This is a genomic window from Colwellia sp. RSH04 (assembly GCF_003545765.1).
Classification (GTDB): domain Bacteria; phylum Pseudomonadota; class Gammaproteobacteria; order Enterobacterales; family Alteromonadaceae; genus Colwellia.
The window spans coordinates 224,768-241,972 of record NZ_QXIO01000004.1 but is presented as its reverse complement, the minus strand read 5'-3'; the positions used below and the strand labels follow the sequence as shown (position 1 = coordinate 241,972).

General features: G+C 37.9%; 12 protein-coding genes and 1 pseudogene. 4 read left to right on the top strand and 9 right to left on the bottom strand.

Annotated features, from left to right (window positions below; all coding sequences use genetic code 11):
* Positions 1 to 18: 18 nt before the first annotated feature.
* Together D1094_RS08840 and traF are read left to right on the top strand one after the other, a co-directional pair.
* Complete coding sequence (locus D1094_RS08840) at positions 19 to 891, top strand: peptidylprolyl isomerase (RefSeq protein WP_118959732.1); 873 nt, start codon at positions 19 to 21, stop codon at positions 889 to 891.
* A 126-nt stretch (positions 892 to 1,017) separates the two neighbouring features.
* On the top strand, positions 1,018 to 2,484 hold the full coding sequence (gene traF, locus D1094_RS08835; protein WP_118959884.1) for a conjugal transfer protein TraF: 1,467 nt from the start codon (positions 1,018 to 1,020) through the stop codon (positions 2,482 to 2,484).
* Between the two features lie 23 nt (positions 2,485 to 2,507).
* On the opposite strand, the gene greB is transcribed toward traF, so the two are convergent.
* Positions 2,508 to 2,993 carry a transcription elongation factor GreB gene (greB, locus tag D1094_RS08830; protein WP_118959731.1) on the bottom strand — a complete coding sequence of 162 codons (486 nt, stop codon included), beginning with the start codon at positions 2,991 to 2,993 and terminating at the stop codon, positions 2,508 to 2,510.
* 120 nt (positions 2,994 to 3,113) lie between these two features.
* Here greB and D1094_RS08825 point away from each other — a divergent pair, with 120 nt between their 5' ends.
* Positions 3,114 to 5,453 (top strand): Tex family protein, encoded by a 2,340-nt coding sequence (locus D1094_RS08825; RefSeq protein WP_118959730.1) that lies wholly within the window; start codon positions 3,114 to 3,116, stop codon positions 5,451 to 5,453.
* 323 nt (positions 5,454 to 5,776) lie between these two features.
* On the opposite strand, the gene D1094_RS08820 is transcribed toward D1094_RS08825, so the two are convergent.
* From D1094_RS08820 to D1094_RS08810, 3 genes are all read right to left on the bottom strand, one after another.
* A complete protein-coding gene (locus D1094_RS08820) occupies positions 5,777 to 6,808 on the bottom strand; it encodes a DcaP family trimeric outer membrane transporter (RefSeq protein WP_118959729.1) in 1,032 nt (343 codons plus the stop codon).
* A 444-nt stretch (positions 6,809 to 7,252) separates the two neighbouring features.
* On the bottom strand, positions 7,253 to 8,512 hold the full coding sequence (locus D1094_RS08815) for an alpha/beta hydrolase (protein WP_118959728.1): 1,260 nt from the start codon (positions 8,510 to 8,512) through the stop codon (positions 7,253 to 7,255).
* A gap of 172 nt (positions 8,513 to 8,684) precedes the next feature.
* On the bottom strand, positions 8,685 to 10,736 hold the full coding sequence (locus D1094_RS08810; protein WP_118959883.1) for a S9 family peptidase: 2,052 nt from the start codon (positions 10,734 to 10,736) through the stop codon (positions 8,685 to 8,687).
* Positions 10,737 to 11,072: 336 nt separating this feature from the next.
* Between D1094_RS08810 and D1094_RS08805 the strand changes: the two genes are divergently transcribed.
* Positions 11,073 to 11,849 (top strand): ABC transporter substrate-binding protein, encoded by a 777-nt coding sequence (locus D1094_RS08805; protein ID WP_259337881.1) that lies wholly within the window; start codon positions 11,073 to 11,075, stop codon positions 11,847 to 11,849.
* Positions 11,850 to 11,948: 99 nt separating this feature from the next.
* Here D1094_RS08805 and D1094_RS08800 read toward each other — a convergent pair whose 3' ends face one another.
* The 5 genes and pseudogenes from D1094_RS08800 to D1094_RS08785 form a co-directional block, all read right to left on the bottom strand.
* The gene (locus tag D1094_RS08800) at positions 11,949 to 13,313 is read right to left on the bottom strand and encodes a M17 family metallopeptidase (RefSeq protein WP_118959727.1); all 1,365 of its coding nucleotides are present in this window, start codon (positions 13,311 to 13,313) and stop codon (positions 11,949 to 11,951) included.
* A 139-nt stretch (positions 13,314 to 13,452) separates the two neighbouring features.
* Positions 13,453 to 13,845, bottom strand: a complete 393-nt coding sequence (locus D1094_RS08795) for a biopolymer transporter ExbD (RefSeq protein WP_118959726.1) — start codon at positions 13,843 to 13,845, stop codon at positions 13,453 to 13,455.
* Positions 13,846 to 13,988: 143 nt separating this feature from the next.
* Positions 13,989 to 14,270 (bottom strand): annotated as a pseudogene (locus D1094_RS18875) (hypothetical protein).
* An 80-nt stretch (positions 14,271 to 14,350) separates the two neighbouring features.
* Complete coding sequence (locus tag D1094_RS08790; protein WP_118959725.1) at positions 14,351 to 15,067, bottom strand: exonuclease domain-containing protein; 717 nt, start codon at positions 15,065 to 15,067, stop codon at positions 14,351 to 14,353.
* Positions 15,067 to 16,920, bottom strand: coding sequence for a putative nucleotidyltransferase substrate binding domain-containing protein (locus D1094_RS08785; protein ID WP_118959724.1), 1,854 nt, complete (start codon positions 16,918 to 16,920; stop codon positions 15,067 to 15,069). Before D1094_RS08785 ends, D1094_RS08790 begins: the two co-directional genes overlap by 1 nt.
* Positions 16,921 to 17,205: the final 285 nt, after the last annotated feature.

The window sequence follows — 17,205 nt, the reverse complement described above, 5'->3', positions numbered from 1 at the left end:
AAGTGTAAGGAATTTACCATGAAGGTGAGCATTGCTTTAATAGGGGTGTTAGTCAGTTTACTTTGTGTTACCTCTTGTAGCGCAGAGAAAAATAACAAAGAATGGCGAGTATTAGATAGTAGCAATACTATTTTACTTACTCTGCCACATGGCAAGGTTGTTATTGAATTAGCTCCGCAATTTTCACCTAAACATGTTGCTCAATTTAAACAGCTAGTTAAGCAGGGCTTTTATGACGGCGTAACGTTTAATCGTGTTATTGATGGTTTTGTTGCCCAAGCAGGCCCTAAAGAAGACAGTGAAAAAGATAAATCGGTACCCTTACTTGCGATGGAAAGTAATTGGTCGACTGACTCAACATGGTCTTTTACCAAAGTTCAAGAGAATGATTTTTATGCTGCACAAACAGGCTTTAAAGAGAGTTTTGCTGTGGCATATGAACCAACAAACGTGCAGGAAGGAACAGGCAAAGCTTGGTTAACTCATTGCCCTGGTGTATTAGCTATGGCTAGGCAGAACGAAGCAGACTCAGCCTCAAGCCATTTTTATTTTGTTATTGGGCAAGCACCACGTTATTTAGATGGCATTATGACAATTTTTGGTCGCGTGGTTTATGGCATGCAGCATATTCAAGCCATTCAACGAACAGAGGCTATTGAAGGAGAATATGCTGTGGATAGTCGTGATTATACAGCAATCGTGAAGATGGAAATTATGACAGATGTACCCAAAGCACAACAAATACATATTGAAGTAGAAAACACTGCTTCTTCAGACTTTTTAGAGCGAATAGAAAAACGTCGTCATCGCACACATGAATTTTTCTATCAAAAGCCACCTCCCGTGTTAGATGTGTGTCAAATTCCGCTTCGTAGTCGACTTGTAAAATGAATGCAGTAGTAACATATGTTATTGCTTTGTTAAATTGTAGGAATCTGATTGAGTTGTAAGCAAAACATCGCGATAATGAAATAATAAACGAGTACTAGTACGAGAGAGTGAACCGTGAAGCCTTTAATGTCGCTAAAAAAATTCAATAAATACAGTGTTATAAAATTAACTGCTATAGCCATGATTAATTTTAGTGCTACAACGGTATGGGCTGATATACAACCTAGAAGTGCTAGTTTAAATTATTCACAAAAAGCGCTATCAAATGCTGGCAACCCAGCGTCAGCGGCATTAATCGTCGAACGCAAAGATCCCCATGTAATGATTGGTGGTGCTGTAGAAATCGGTGCTGGACTGGAATATGGTAATTTGGATGAACTATTTGCCAAAATAGACGAAATTTCTAACTCTTTTAAACCACCTGCTGATGGTGGCACCACTCTTCCTGCACCACCGACACCTGAAAACCCTATTGAAGATAATCCTTGGGATGATTTATTAATAAAATACCCAGAGCTTGCAGATAGATTAGATGCGTTAAAAGGCAAAGTGGTTAACACTGCTGGATTGTTAGCATTAATTGCCTCTGAAGGTTATGGTAAAGCTGAAGCAACAGGTAATGCTAGTTTTGTCTTGAATGAAGATTTATACGGTGGCACCTTATTAATGGGGATGGGGTTAAAAGGTAACGCTAAAGTTGTTGGTTTATTTGAAGAAATAGATTTTAATAGTGATCAAGCACTTGAAGCCTTAAAGACAATCCCTGAGTTTGACGAAACAGATCCTATTCAAAAATTAGACCTTTCTGGTGGCGTTTATTTATATTACAACCCGGCTAACCATAAAGTAAAACTGAACATAGATAACGACAGCATGTTATTGGTAAAATCCACTAAAATTGCACAATTCTCGTTAGCATATAGTAAAAAAGCATTTGAATCTGAGGCGGGCGCACTCTACTGGGGAGTTAAACCGATATTTTATCGTGTTGGTTTAACCAATGTCAGCGCAAGATTAGGTGAAATTACGGATTCTGAAGCTATTTTTGACGATATTAAAAATGCGAATTACGTTTATAAAAATGGTTTTGATTTTGATATGGGGGTTACTTGGGCGGCTCCAAATTATCAATTAGGCGCAACAATGACAAATGTTATTGAGAAAACCTATCTTTTTCCAGAGTTAGACACCCAAAGGCTTAATTCAACTAAAATTATTCAAAAAATAAATTACCACTCTGAATTTACTATGCAAAGGCAGGTTAAGTTAGAGGCGGGCATTTTCACCCAGCAGCGTGATTGGAGCTTACATGCAGAGCTTGACGCAAACCCTGTAGAAGATCCTATGCGAGATAGATATCAATGGTTAACCGTAACAGCGGGATATGCCGCCGATAGCTGGTGGTTACCTAGTGCTCGCTTTGGCTTTAGTCGTAATTTAGCAGGCACAAGTTTAGGCTATTTAAATGCAGGGGTAACCTTCATGAAGTTTATTAACCTTGATGTAGCAACAACGCTAGATACAGTAACTCTTGATGGGGATAAATATAGACGAGGAGTAAACCTGCGCTTAGGTGTACAATTTGCTTATTAGCTTCATTTATCACAATTAAGTGATTACTTTTCAGGAAGCTGATAGTTAATAGCAATAATATCAAACACACGCTCACCTTCAGGTGTTTGTACAACTACTTCATCGTCAATGGCTTTGCCTAGTAGGGCTCTCGCCATTGGTGAATCGATACTAATTTCACCGCGTTTTACATCCCACTCGTCAGGACCTACAAGACGATAGATGACTTCTTTATCGTCTTCATTCACTAAGGTAACCCAAGCACCAAAAAAAACACGTCCTTCTTGTTGTTTATCGGGGTAAACAATAGTGAGCTCTTCAGTACGCTTCACTAAGAAACGTACACGCCTGTCTATTTCCCGTAAACGCTTCTTACCATAAATGTATTCAGCATTTTCGCTTCTATCACCTTGTGCGGCAGCTTCACTGACAGAGCGAGTAATTTTAGGTCTTTCATCTTTCCATAAAAACTTTAATTCTTGATCTAAACGATCCCAGCCTGCACGGGTAATATAGTTTGAACGTTTCATTTACTTGTCTTGGCAATCATGATTGGAATAATGATAACAAAATTAGCAAACGATATGTTGAAAACTACTTTTCTGATATTATTTATCTATTGAAGTTTATCAAATTGGAATGTTCACTCAATGGTGTCTATTGCTGAGCAAATTGCTCAAGAATTGAATGTAAAAACAACACAAATTAATACCGCGATTAATTTATTAGATGATGGCTCTACTGTACCTTTTATTGCGCGTTACAGAAAAGAAGTAACGCAAGGTTTAGATGATAATCACTTACGTCATTTGGCACAGAGGTTAACGTATTTAAGAGAGTTAGCTGATCGTCGGCAGGTCATTTTAACGAGTATAAAGCAGCAAAATAAATTAACGGACGCCTTAGAGAAGCAAATAGAGCAAGCCGACAATAAAACCCGACTTGAAGATTTGTATCTACCTTTTAAACCGAAGCGACGCACCAAAGGTAAAATGGCAATTGAAGCAGGAATTGCCCCCTTAGCTGAAGCACTATTAAAGAATTGGCAACTCAATCCAGAAATTGAAGCTAGAAAGTATTTTAATGCAGAAGCGGGTTATAGCGATGAAAAGTCGGTACTTGAAGGAGCTAGTTATATTTTGGCAGAGCAATTTGCTGAAGATGCAAATTTACTGCAAAAATTAAGGCGTCATCTATTAAAGCAAGCGCATTTAACGAGTAAAGTATTAAAAGGTAAAGAGTCATTACGTGAATCAAGCAAGTTCAAAGATTACTTTCAGCACAGTGAACCTTTAAAAACAGTACCTTCGCATCGGATACTTGCCATGTTAAGGGGGCGTAATGAAGGTGTATTGCAGATTGCTATTAATGTTGACCCACATAATGAAAGTAATAGTTACTCTAGTGCGGAACAATTGATTTTAGAACACTTCCACTTAACACTCAGTAAGCAAGCAGCAGCAGATTTTTTAACTAAAGTTGTGCAACTGACATGGAAAACAAAACTCAGTGTTAGCTTATCGACAGAATTAATAACGCAATTACGTGAACAAGCTGAGACAGAGGCTATTAAGGTATTCGCAGGTAATTTGCATGATGTTTTAATGGCAGCACCTGCTGGCGCTAAATCAACGTTAGGTTTAGATCCTGGATTACGAACAGGTTGTAAACTTGCCGTGGTTGATCAAACAGGTAAATTACTCCACACCAGTACTATCTTCCCTCATGCACCGCAAAATCATTGGGATAAATCAGTACGTACCTTAGTGAATATTTGTCGACAGCATAAAGTTGAACTTATTGCTGTGGGTAATGGGACAGGATCACGTGAAAGTGATAAGTTGGTTGCAGAAGCGATAGCGCAATTAGAAGGTAATAAGCCGAATAAAGTTATGGTGAGTGAAGCTGGTGCATCGGTATATTCTGCTTCGGAAAGTGCTGCGTTAGAATTTCCTGAGCTTGATGTTTCTCTTCGTGGCGCAGTTTCAATTGCTCGTCGCTTACAAGATCCGTTAGCAGAGCTAGTAAAGATAGATCCCAAAGCGATTGGTGTGGGGCAATATCAACACGATGTTAGTCAAAGCCAGTTAAGTGCAACTTTAGATAATGTTATTGAAGATTGTGTAAATTCGGTAGGCGTAGATTTAAACAGTGCCTCTGCGGCGTTACTCACTCGAGTCTCAGGGTTGAGTAAAACCATGGCGAACAATATTGTTAGCTTTCGTGATCAGCACGGTCGCTTTACTAATAGAAAGCAACTGAAAAAAGTAGCACGTTTAGGCCCGAAAGCATTTGAGCAAGCTGCAGGGTTTCTTCGGATCACTGAAGGCGATAATGTCCTTGATCAATCAGGCGTTCATCCAGAAACCTATCCTATTGTTGAAAAAATAATTAATCAGTTAAATCTGTCTTTAAGTGAAGTCATTAATAATGACAAACTTAGCCAGATTGATGTGAATTCTTTAGCAACAGATGAGTTTGGTACTGTAACTATTAAAGATATTATTAACGAATTAGAAAAGCCTAATCGAGACCCTAGACCTGAATTTAAAACTGCCACATTCGCCGACGGGGTTAATACAGTCGCTGATCTGGAACTAGGTATGATATTAGAAGGTGTCGTCTCTAATGTTGCTAATTTTGGTGCTTTTGTCGATGTTGGCGTTCATCAAGATGGGTTAGTACACATTTCGTCCATAACCGATAAGTTTGTTGATGACCCACGCAAAGTAGTTAAGGCTGGTGATATCGTTAAAGTGAAAGTACTTGAAGTCGATGTAGAGCGAAAACGTATTAGTTTAACCATGCGTTTAGATGAGAAGGCGACAGCGAAAAGCACATCAAGTAAATCAACCATGGCAAAACAGAAATCAGCAAACCCAAAGAAAGCGAATAATAGTTCAAATCAACGAAAAAGTAAGCCACAAAAAGTTGAAAATGCAGCGATGGGTAATGCGTTTGCTGATGCATTTGCAAAGTTAAAAAAGTAAGCCTTAAATAAAACAAAATAATAGTCAAAATCAAGGTTGACAATACAAATGATAACCATTATCATTTGTATTGTTGGTTAGGGCAAGTGAATGCTCTCTCACTATACTAGCTAACAGCAAAGCTCGTAACTTAGTGGTTATGCTCCAGGACACATAGCCACTAAGTCACTCTTTGTAGCAATCGATTTAAAATTTTTGATGGTGCCAGTAGCTTTATGCTACTGGCTTTTTTTATGCATAAAAAAAGGGGAAGCAGATGCTTCCCCAAAAACAACCTCGATTAGAGGTCAACTAACGCAAGATGGTTGTGACTATTGCTAGCACTATAAAACGTATTTTGCTGAGAATTGTAAGTAAAGTGAATCAGTATCTGATTCATCTTGAACAAACTGACCTACTTCAGCACCAAATGAAAGCTGCTTTGTAACATTAGTAAAAATGTTTACCCCGTAATGTGAGTGGTCGATATCGCTCTCATCCGTTGAGATATTACCGTAGAATACTGAACTACGAGTGCTTTCTGACCAGAAATGACGATATGCCGCCATATATGAAATAGATTCTTCCGCATTTTCACCGACTAAATCTTTTTGTGCCGCAACACCTACGTAACGCCCAGTGTTACCTCCGTGTAATTGGAAGCGTACATCATTTTTACCAAATGTCTTAATCCGGCCTGCAACAGAGAAACCAGCTCCTGTTTCAGTATTACCTAAAGTTGTGTTTAATTGTCTGGCTAAACCAGCAACTGACACATTACCCCAGTCACCTTTGAAGGTGTATTTAGCAATAACATCGGGTAATGAATCTTGTGATGGATCGCCACCGTATGATTCTGGGTTCTCAAGAGAAACCTGTAAACCACCCATAGTGTAGCGAACCTGTGTATTACGTACGAACGCTTCACCTACCATAGGACCACCAAAGTCAGCTGTTTCAGCTAGAGCGCTGGTGTTCATAAAGGTTGTCCAAGTTTGACCAACAGTCACGTTTTTGTATTTAATAAAGGCATGACGTAATCTTGGATGAACAGAGTTAGAGATAACTTCATTACCGCCCCCGCCGTAAAAATCCATCTCAATAAAACCTGTAACATCGCCATGTACATATTTAGTGTTAAAACGAGTTTCATTGGCGAACAGTTTTAATTGTGAAGAATCGGCAACAGGTGTACCTGAACCTGTCCAAAAGTCTTTATAACCAACGGTACCGTCTACGTAACGTGCATCAATTTTAATAAAACCACCAAAAGATAGTTTGTTGTCGTCGCCTAAATCAATGGTGTAACCCGCATTAGCTGCACCAGTCATTGCAAGAAGACCAGTAGCGAGTAATAGTTTTTTCATTTTAAACATTGCTTTTCCCCATTTAATAAACCGATGGTCACTGCGATGTAAGCTACGTAGTATCCAATGGCTTGATTATTATTGTTGCTTCATATTTGTTTTCTATTGCGAATAACTTGTCTAAAGATCTTTGTGTCTCTTCTTTTTATTTAGCGACAAATTATTAATACGCTATTAGAAAGTTAGCTTCATTTTTATTTAATCTACTTTCGAGTTAATAAGTTAGAGCTAAAAGTGTGCAAAAGGTATTAGACCTAAGTCTAAATTCAGTTGTTTAGTATGTAGACTTTAGTCGGTGAAATATTCACCAAGATATAGAGGGGAAAATGTTTAATCACTTTGATAGGTGCATTTAGTTTGTATTGAAACGCGATTAAAGTTATCCCAGCGTAAAGAAATTATTCGGAAGAAAAGTAGCTAAGGCCAAAATAGGCCTGAGCTAGTGTAGCGTGGTTATGTGTTTGTTGCGCTTATTTTCGCATTGATAATATTGAGTTGCCATTGTTGCGCCTTTTGTTGCAAGGCGACAACAAGTGCACGTTGATAGTAATGATGTGCCGTTTTGGTATCGCCTAGTTTCTCATATACACTAGCAATACTTTTGATATGTTCAATATTATGCTTAAATTCAACTTCTACGGCTTTTAATAATGCAAGTTCCGTTTTTGGTGAGTCAAAATGACCAGCATAGCTTGCTTGCATTGCAATAAGTGAACGCTTACTTTCAGGGAGTGCTTTACTTGCGTAGTCAATAAAAGCAGGTAAATCTTGTTCTTTTTTCTGGCGATAGTGTTTTCGCACCATTGCTTTGATGCTGGCGCTAGGGATGCTTTGTTCAAAGGAAGATCGGGTCATCACTTGCTGATAATGTGCAACGATGTCATTTGCTGATTTCATCGCCTTTAAATGCTTTTCAGGTAAGTACCAACCATTAAATATTGTTTTTAAACTATCTCTTAAAGAAATAATACCAACAGAGTTGTGGTTTTCATCAGGGTAATGAGTAAATGACCACGTTAAGTGATCTGGCTGTGTTAAATCAAGTAAGTTAATAAAGTCATATTGCCCCATTTGAGTTTCATCACCCAAAGAAAGAAATAATGAAACAGGTTGTTCAGCGTTGACTGATAAATTTGTTTGCGCTTGTTTAACAATAGCATTGTCAGCCAGCCACACTGATGGACTGATCGCTACGTAATTAGTAAAAGATGCTGGGTTTTCTATAAGGGCATTTAAAACAAATAATCCCCCCATAGAATGACCGACAATCGTGGTATGTTGTGCTGCTCTATATTTTTTTTCTATATACGGCTTAACTTCATCAACAAGGTAAGATAAAAAGGTATTGGCTTGCCCGTTAACATTTTTATCGTGCAGGGTAGGTATTGAGTTAGGTGTCATATAGGTGCGATAACTTTGTGTTCCTTTATCTGCAATGCCTACGAGGATGACATCAGGAATACGTTGACCTTTATTGGCGAGTAAATCAAGCATACCAGCTACAGCATTAAAATTATAATCACCATCTAGCAAGTAAATAACAGGATAAGTCGCGGATTTATTTGCTTGATAATTTTCAGGTAAAAGAATCTGTAGTGTTCTTTCTTCTTTTAAAGTACGAGAATCAAGCGTGATACGTTCTCCAAGCATACTGCCAAATGCGTTGGTGATGGAAAGAAGTACTAGGCACAATGGTAAAAGAGATTTAAACATAAAATATGATCAGCTGATTTATAAGATGCTGAAGCATATGCTAATTTATTTTTATACGCAATTTTACGATGTTAATTGCACGTATGTTCGTAGCGATATATTGCCACTGATAAGGCATAAAAAAAGCCGTCAAAGACAGCTTTTTTTACTCTAATTACCTAACTAGACTCAATTAGCTTTCTTTTTTCGCTTTTAAGTTATCAGCATGCGGTAGTTCATGAGCAGGCATCTCTTTACCATCATTCTTCAGGTAATGATCCATCCAGCGCATTAAACGTAAACTGTAGTCGTATTTTGCGGCTGCTTTGCGGTTACCATGGCCTTCACCTGGGTAATAAACTAAACGAACCGTTTTACCACGTACTTTCATGTAGCGGTATAGTTCCATAGATTGTGAAGGGTGTACACGTGGATCTTCTTTACCGTGCATAATAAGTAAAGGGGTTTTAGATTGGCCAACCCAGTAAATAGGGCTGCGTTCTAAATACCACTGCCACTTTTCCCAAGGGTAAGAACGAGCATGAACTAAGTGCATTTCATTTGAAATATCAGTAGTACCAAACTTAGACAGTTGGTTAGAAATACCAACAAACATAACACTGGCTGCGAAATGCTCTGTTAGTTTTGTTGCGCCCCAGGCTGAAGCGTAACCACCGTATGAACCTCCAGTAATACCTACTTTTTTCATGTCAACTAAGCCGATATTCACTAGATGATTCTTTAAATCTACTAAATCATCGAATTCTTTACCTGCGTAATCATTTTGACCGAGTTTAGAGTAGTCAACCCCTTTACCTGTACTACCTCGGTAATTAGGGTAGAAAACAGCATAACCGTTCGCTGCACCAAGTTGACCAGGGCGAGAATAAGCCGTTAACCAACCATCTTTATCATGGCTTTCAGGGCCACCATGAACAGACATAATTAATGGGTAACGTTTGCCTTCTTCGTGATCAAGTGGGTAAACAAGTACGCCGCCAATTTCTATGCCATCGCGTGCTTTAATGGTAATGCTTTCTTGTTTAGCAAATTTTACGTCGTTTAACCATTCATTTGAATCTGTTAAACGGGTTGTTTTCTTACCGCGTAACATAAACACTTCATTAGGGTGCATCGCAGTATTACCTTTTAAGGCAACTGTTTTGTCAGAGTCTGAAATACTTAGGTTACCAGCAATAAACTTACCGCCTTTAACGACTGTTTTGTAGTTAGTCAGGCTTGCTTTAATTTTGGCTACAATAGATTGAGTGCCAATATTACCAATGAAGTATAATTCATTACGCTTGTTAGCCCATTCTATATCGCTAACATGTCCCATGAAGTTTGGTAACCACTCTTTCACTTTACCTGTTTTAGTTTCAGCGATATAAAGTCGACCCGTTGCAGGATCATGCTTGTCTTGAGCACCTAAAATAGCAATGTATTTACCATCATGTGAGAACTCAGCAGCGCCAAGCTTTCCTTCGGTTGCAAAAGAAGTAGTCACTTTTTGGTTATCAATATCAACTAAATGCCACTGAGAGCGCATGTATTTGTCATCGATCAAAGCACTAGGTTGAGTTTTAACGAGTAAATTTTTTCCAGATGGAGAAAAGTGCACGTCTGAAACGTAATCTTTAATATCCCATGCTGTTGGTGTAAGAGGCTTATCAGCTTTAGCGAGATCAACCACATAAAGGAATTGATTAGTTAAGTCTTCTTCATAGACTTCGGCTTTAAAACCAAGATCTTTCAGCTTTTTAATTGACTTGTCTTTCGCTTTTTTCGCTAAAATAGCGACATGTTTATTATCTTCACTTAGTGTGTAGTAGTTAACACTCGTGTTTTTTAAGCCAATAAGCTTTTGTGCTTGACCACCATCTGAGGCGATTTGATATAAAGCTGTGTATTTATCTCCTTTCATTTTCGCTAAAAAGTAAATAAAAGCGCCATCATGTGACCACTGTATATTACGAATATTTACTTTACCTGTAATGAAAGGGCGTTCAACACCCTCGTCATCAACAATATAGAGTTCACCCCAGTTTTTGCCGTCTTTTTCAACGTAAATTTCGCGTGGTACAGAGCGAGTAAAAGCGATACTTTCACCGTCAGGGCTTACTTGCACTTGACCGACACTTTGTAAGGTCGCTAAGTTTTCAGCAGTAATGGTCTTGTCAGCAGCTATAGCAGAGTAACTAAGTAAACCTAGACCTAATGCTAGCGCTTGCTTAATTGATTTCATCTTCAATTTCATTTGAGTTCCTATTCATTGTCCTAGTAAATGATCCAACGCGTAAACACTATTCTTTGTGCTTATGAGTTTCATTAGATCTCGAGAAATCCTAGTAAAGTACTATTCGATTTTATGTGTTTTCGCGAAGCAAACCAACAAGGTTTTTTAATAATAGCGATGAATGGAGAAATAATCGGGATTAAATAGAGGTAAACTGTTCACCTTATTGTACAAAGGTAATACTGTTTCTGTTAATAGAAGATAAGATGTAATAGCCGCATCATGAATAAACGTAGAGATGTTATTTTTTAACCACTTAGTTATACTCATTATTATGGGCTGCTTATGATTAATAGAGTTATGTTAAGATCTTTATATGAATTCTTCTTTTTTATATTGCTTTGTATATTATTAAGCCTTTCATTTCAGACGCTTGCAAAGCAAGAATTAAAAGTTGGTGTAGGTAATTTCCCTCCTTTTTTCATTGAAGAAAGTCAGTCAGGGCTTTTTTTAGAAATCACCCAAGCTATTTTTAATGAATTACCGGAATACGACATTAAATTTATTTTTATGAGTAACAGTCGTTTGGCTCATGAAATTAATACCGGAAAGCTATTAGATGTTGCTTGCAATATTTTCCCTGGTTCAGGTGTTAAAGGACACTTTTCAAAACCTATCTTTAAATACACCGATGTTGCCGTGACTAAAAAGCGTGATAATTTACGCCTAAACAAGGTCTCAGATCTACAAAACTTATCTATTGCGGCCTATCAAGGAGCTAAAGATTTACTTGGTGCTGAACTTAAGAATATTGCGCTGAATAACCCTAATTATATGGAGTATTCACACCCTAAAGAAACCACCTATCTATTAGTGTCGGGTAAAAAAGATGTTCGTATTGGTGATGTTAGTATTTTTTTGTACGACTTGAAAAATAAAAGATATCAGCAAAAGATGAAGATCAGTATTGATGATTTTACTTTACATCCTCTTTGGTCAGATGTTTATAGTCATATGGCGTTTAGAGATGAAGCATTGCGCAATTCTGTAGATACAATAATCACTTCGCTATTAGCTCAAGGTGCTTTTGACAAAATATATGCTAAGTATCAGCTGAACTAGAGCGTGTTCACTTTTGTTTATATCTTCAGTAATGCGCTATAAAAAACCACTGAACGGTAAAAGTATCAGTGGTTTTTTATGCTTTATTTAAATGTTTGTTTACTTAAAACGCTGCTGTAAATAATCAAACACTGCGCGAACACCAAAGGCTTCACCACCTAATGGGCGGCCTGATTGTTTACGAATATTAAACGCCATAACATCAAAATGAACCCAGTCGGTATCTTTGTTAACAAAATCTTGTAGATATAAGGCCGCAGTAATTGCACCACCAAAAGGTACGGTAGCGCAGTTGGTCATATCTGCTACGGTACTTTTTAATAAATCGCGGTAAGGGGTATAAAGCGGCATACGCCATACAGGATCGGTATTTTTGCTGCCTGCTAAGGTAATGCCTGCTGCAACCTCATCGTTGGTTGAGAAAAACCCAGGTAACTCAACACCTAAGGCAACACGCATTGCTCCCGTTAAGGTAGCGAAATCTATAATTAAATCTGGGTTGTCATTTTCAGCTTCGGCTAACGCATCACATAAAACTAATCGGCCTTCAGCATCGGTATTATCAATTTCAACACTTATACCTTTACGGGTAACAACGACATCGCCGGGTCTTAGTGCATTACCTGAAACCGCGTTTTCTACTGCAGGAATTAATACACGTAAGTTAATAGGTAGTTTAGTTGCCATTATTAAACGCGCTAACCCTAGTACGTGTGCTGAGCCGCCCATATCTTTTTTCATGTTGCGCATGCCAGCAGCAGGTTTTACATCTAAACCACCGCTGTCAAAACAAACACCTTTACCCACTAGAGTCACTTTAGGATGACGACTATCGCCCCATGTTAAGTCAATTAATCGTGGTGCATGAACACTGGCACGGCCAACTGCATGTATGGTTGGATAGTTATGTTCTAATAACTCTTCGCCCACAGTATGTTTAACATTACCACCAAATTCATCTACTAAATCTTGTGCAGCATGTGCTAAGTCTTCAGGCATCATGTCAGCAGCAGGGGTATTGACAAGATCACGAACTAAGCTTGTTGCTTGCACATAGTTAATCGCCGATTCAACAGTTTGTTGATTATCAACAGATAAAATTGGCAACGATTTTTCACTTTTTTTGCTGATATATCTATCAAATTGGTAAGCACCAATTAACCAAGCAAAACAGATGGCTGCGTGGTTTTTCTCATTAGCAACTAAATGGTAATTACCACTAGGCAATTGATTAATTAAATCACCACAAGCAAAGTAGTGGCTGGCATCATTTACCACAAATAATGCTTGTGATAATTCACCGGCATCAGTGGGAAAAATGGCTAAGCCTTCACCCGTGTAATTAATGCTTTCTAACCAATTTTTACTTGATTGATTTTGCTTTGATAGCCAATCGTTATATTCAGATTTTTCGATAACTGACAAAGGTGTACCTTGGTTGCCAGCAATAAGTAAATGATTCATGAGATCCCTATATTTACTTGGTGAAGTTTATATTTGCGAGTATGTATTAATTGTAACCTAACATGAACGCAGAAAAAGCCCAATAAAGTCATTTATTATCTATTTATCGCTAAATTATATTTATAGTACGATTGATCAGCTACTTACCAATTGAAATGGTTAACTGTGAAAACTGCCTTACCTGATCAAGTACCTGTACTACATCGTTATGGCTGGTATCGAAGTTGGGAATTACGATGACCGAATTGCTTTGATTAGTGGCAATAAAATTCTCTATTCTGGCAGGAATTCGTTCTATGTCGACTAAATCACCGTTAAAGGTTGTTACGCCTGATTCACTAATTTGAATAAGCATTGCTGGTGCTGAAGGAGAATTAGACTTGTTCATTTTGGGTCGATTAACCAGAATGCCTTCCTCCTTAATAAATGAAGTGGTAACAATGAAAAAGATTAATAAGATAAAAACAATATCTAGCATGGGTGTCATATCTACTTGAGCTTCTTGTTCGGCGGATAACTTTCTTCTTCTCATATTCACTTCCTTGATATGTTAATTATAATTATTGGTCGTTAATTATTGATAAGTAATTAATATTCGTTTAATAAATAAGCGACAACTTCACTATGTACGAAGATTTACGTAGAGTCAAAATTATTTTACGATTAATTTCGTACTTATGACTGAGTTTTAGACAAAGTTTTAAGTTTAAGTACCGTCAATTCGGCGTAGTTGTCTTTATAAAATGAGCTTACTTTAGGGGCTGTTGATCTTTCAGGGTTGTTTTTACAGCTTTTTGTTGTATATTTGTACAAGGCAGCGCCTTTGCCATGTGGTTACTCCACATAAAAAGGCGATAACGCCGTAAAAATGACCAACAAACGCTGTCCGAAAGATTCGGCTAAAAGCATTTTACGCTTTGTTGAATAGTATTTGCTTAGAATGACTAAGCTAAACACTACTCGCCGCGAATAAAACGCTTTTAGCTCGAACAAAATTTAATCGCGAAAGATCAACAGACCCTAGTGTGGTAGGAAAATTACAATAAAATATCTTTTAAGGTGATTTGCTGCTTTTTTCTTTGTTTACTGGTTTGGGCAAGGTAAAGTTCAGCCGTGGCGATAGCATCGTTCAGGGCGTTATGTGCATGATGCTCAGGTAATTTATATTTATGTCTTAGGCTAGATAGTCTTAACTCCGAGGGGTCGTAAGCGACATCGCGTTTATCAAGCTTACGCTTTGCTAGCACTAAAGTATCTATCATGGGAAATGGCGGAATAACACCATAAAGCTCAAAGCAAGCTTGTTGCAAAAACTGTTTTTCAATGCGGGCAAAGTGCACCAACATGACTTTTCCTGTTAAGGCTTTAAGTAGTGCTTCAACAACAATGCGCAGTTTTTCACCTCGATCTTTTTGCTCATCAGTGATGTGGTGAATAATGACGTTGCTTTCTTCAAGTTGCGCCTTGGTCTTGATGATTTGATGATAGCACGAGTTTAATTTAATTTGTTGATGATCGATTTCAACAAAACCCACACTGAGTAATTTGTCTTGCTTGGCATCAAGGCCTGTGGTTTCAAAATCAACAGACAGTATCGGTATTTGTTGAATTGGCGTTTTTAAATCAGGAAAAGGTACTGAAAGAAAATCTTTAAGTGCACCGTCAGGTACTCTTTTCAATAGTTTTTTCCGCTTAGTTTCATAACCAAGTAGCCAATTAAATAAAGGATTATTTGCGATCATTGCACTGGTCATTAGAAGTTCGATTGCCTTGCATCTTGTAATGTTTTTATGACTTTAAAGGCATCCTTTAAATGCTCCCGTTCGAGTTTTGATATTTCTTTAGGTGATAAAAAGTTATCAGGAGCTTCTCCGCGCATAAGCTTTTTAGCTTGATGTTCTACTCGCAACATTCCTAAGAACTCATAAGCATCAATAAGGTTTTCAGCGGAAGCTTTGGTTAATGAACGTGTACCAGCGGCTTGTTGTATGCGTTCAATGGTATTAACGGCACTAATTCCTTCCGCTAATGCGTAAATACGTGCTAAATCGACAACCGGTGCAATCCCGTTATGCTTTAAATCAAGAGTTGCTTTGTGCTTGCCATTAGGTCGTAAAACAAAATCTCTGAAAAAGCCTAATGGCGGCCTTAAGCCTAATGCATTTTTAGAGAGGTGAGCAATAAAAAGGGTGCTTTGTTTGGTGCTGTTAAGCATTTTATCACGCACATCTTCAAGCAATGCTTTATCGCCATAAATGGTATCTAAATCAAAGAAAACACTACTGTTTAATAATGCTTTAGGGCTTGGTGTTTCAACCCAGTCAGTAAAGTATTTTTGCCATACTTTTCGTGGTTGACGCCATTTGGGGTTGGTCGCCATGATGTCACCCGGACAATAGATAAAGCCACACTCTGCTAAGCCATCACAGACAAAATTGGCTAGGTTCTCAAACCAAGCATCATCATAAGGTTTCATGCTATCGCAAATTATAATGGCATTATCTTGATCAGAGTGTGCGAGTTGTTCTTGTCTTGCTTGCGAACCTGCAGCTAGCCATGCATAAGGGACTGGTGCTTGCCCAAACTTATTTTCAGCCATTTCTATTAGGCGCTTGGTAAAGGCCATGGTTATGGCACTGATACTCTTACCAACATGATCGGCACTGCTACCAAGTTTTGCTAGGCGAATCTGCAATTTAGGGAGTAAATCACTGATTTGTTTTAATTCGTTTAATGAGTTGGCCTTATGAATAATGCTAGAGAGGTTGATAGCATTATGACCTTCGTTGTTGATTAAATCGGTGACACTAACCATACCAGCAAGGTTGCCGTATTTGGTGACCGGTAAATGGTGAATATGTTTTGCGGTCATTGTCATTAGGGCATCGTAGGCATTATTTTTAATATCTATTGTGCACATATCAACGGTCATTATTTGGCTAATTGGCTGGTTTGTTGCTAATCCTTGTGCTACACAACGACGACGAATATCTTTGTCTGTAACAATACCTACTGGATTTGTGCCATCGACCACTACTAAACATGAGTAACCTTGCTCTGTCATTTGAATAGCAGCTTGTTGAATTGTTTTATTACAATCGATAGTAGCAACAGGAGATTGATAAAAATTACTGACAGAGGTATTCATTAAGGTTGAAGCCATGATAGCTTCCTCATTCACTTTACTCATTTTAGTTTTCAGTCGTTGGGCTGAATCGTTACTGAAAAAGTCGCTAATACTAGGAAATTTTTCACCGATGTCTGATAAAACATCAATACTGACGCTATAAACTAAACTGTCTTCATCTGTTTTTACTTGGCTAATTCCATCTTGCTGGGCAATGTCTTTATTGCAAAAAGCAGTACACAAATCCCCTTCGCCTAACCGAGCAATTAATTCACTATCGTTTGATAGGCAACTAATAGCCCCTTTTCTTAAGATATATAGCCTTGGCTCGTTAATACCTTGGGGCGGTAAAAGTTCGTTTTTTCTAACGTAATTAATTGTTAATTCACGAACAAGCTGTGCTAATACTTGTTTAGGTAAGCTATCAAAAGGGGGGATACTTTGTATAAAAGCTGATATTTCTGAAAGTTCAGTGTCCATAGTACTCATTACATAGCATAGGTGAGTGACATGAATAATTTAGAAGGTTGTTATGGGTTAAGCAATAGCTAATACACTAAATTAGACTAAAGTTGCAGAGTCTTAAAACAAAAGAAGGTTGAAAAAGCTAACACTCAGTAAAAATAGTGCCTTTCACCTGGTTTGGGTGGTTCAAATGGCTAATAGAAAGCTTGATCTAGACTAAAGTTTAATATCTCGTTACAAGAAAGCTTGTTAGTGTCTTTTATAGTCGAAGTTGAATATGGATTTTTGCCCTTGTATCTC

Excerpts from the sequence above, each read along its gene's own strand:
- D1094_RS08840 (WP_118959732.1), top strand. The coding sequence starts at position 19 with ATGAAGGTGAGCATTGCTTTAATAGGGGTGTTAGTCAGTTTACTTTGT.
- traF (WP_118959884.1), top strand. The coding sequence starts at position 1,018 with ATGTCGCTAAAAAAATTCAATAAATACAGTGTTATAAAATTAACTGCT.
- greB (WP_118959731.1), bottom strand. The coding sequence starts at position 2,993 with ATGAAACGTTCAAACTATATTACCCGTGCAGGCTGGGATCGTTTAGAT.
- D1094_RS08825 (WP_118959730.1), top strand. The coding sequence starts at position 3,114 with ATGGTGTCTATTGCTGAGCAAATTGCTCAAGAATTGAATGTAAAAACA.
- D1094_RS08820 (WP_118959729.1), bottom strand. The coding sequence starts at position 6,808 with ATGTTTAAAATGAAAAAACTATTACTCGCTACTGGTCTTCTTGCAATG.
- D1094_RS08815 (WP_118959728.1), bottom strand. The coding sequence starts at position 8,512 with ATGTTTAAATCTCTTTTACCATTGTGCCTAGTACTTCTTTCCATCACC.
- D1094_RS08810 (WP_118959883.1), bottom strand. The coding sequence starts at position 10,736 with ATGAAATCAATTAAGCAAGCGCTAGCATTAGGTCTAGGTTTACTTAGT.
- D1094_RS08805 (WP_259337881.1), top strand. The coding sequence starts at position 11,073 with ATGATTAATAGAGTTATGTTAAGATCTTTATATGAATTCTTCTTTTTT.
- D1094_RS08800 (WP_118959727.1), bottom strand. The coding sequence starts at position 13,313 with ATGAATCATTTACTTATTGCTGGCAACCAAGGTACACCTTTGTCAGTT.
- D1094_RS08795 (WP_118959726.1), bottom strand. The coding sequence starts at position 13,845 with ATGAGAAGAAGAAAGTTATCCGCCGAACAAGAAGCTCAAGTAGATATG.
- D1094_RS08790 (WP_118959725.1), bottom strand. The coding sequence starts at position 15,067 with ATGACCAGTGCAATGATCGCAAATAATCCTTTATTTAATTGGCTACTT.
- D1094_RS08785 (WP_118959724.1), bottom strand. The coding sequence starts at position 16,920 with ATGGACACTGAACTTTCAGAAATATCAGCTTTTATACAAAGTATCCCC.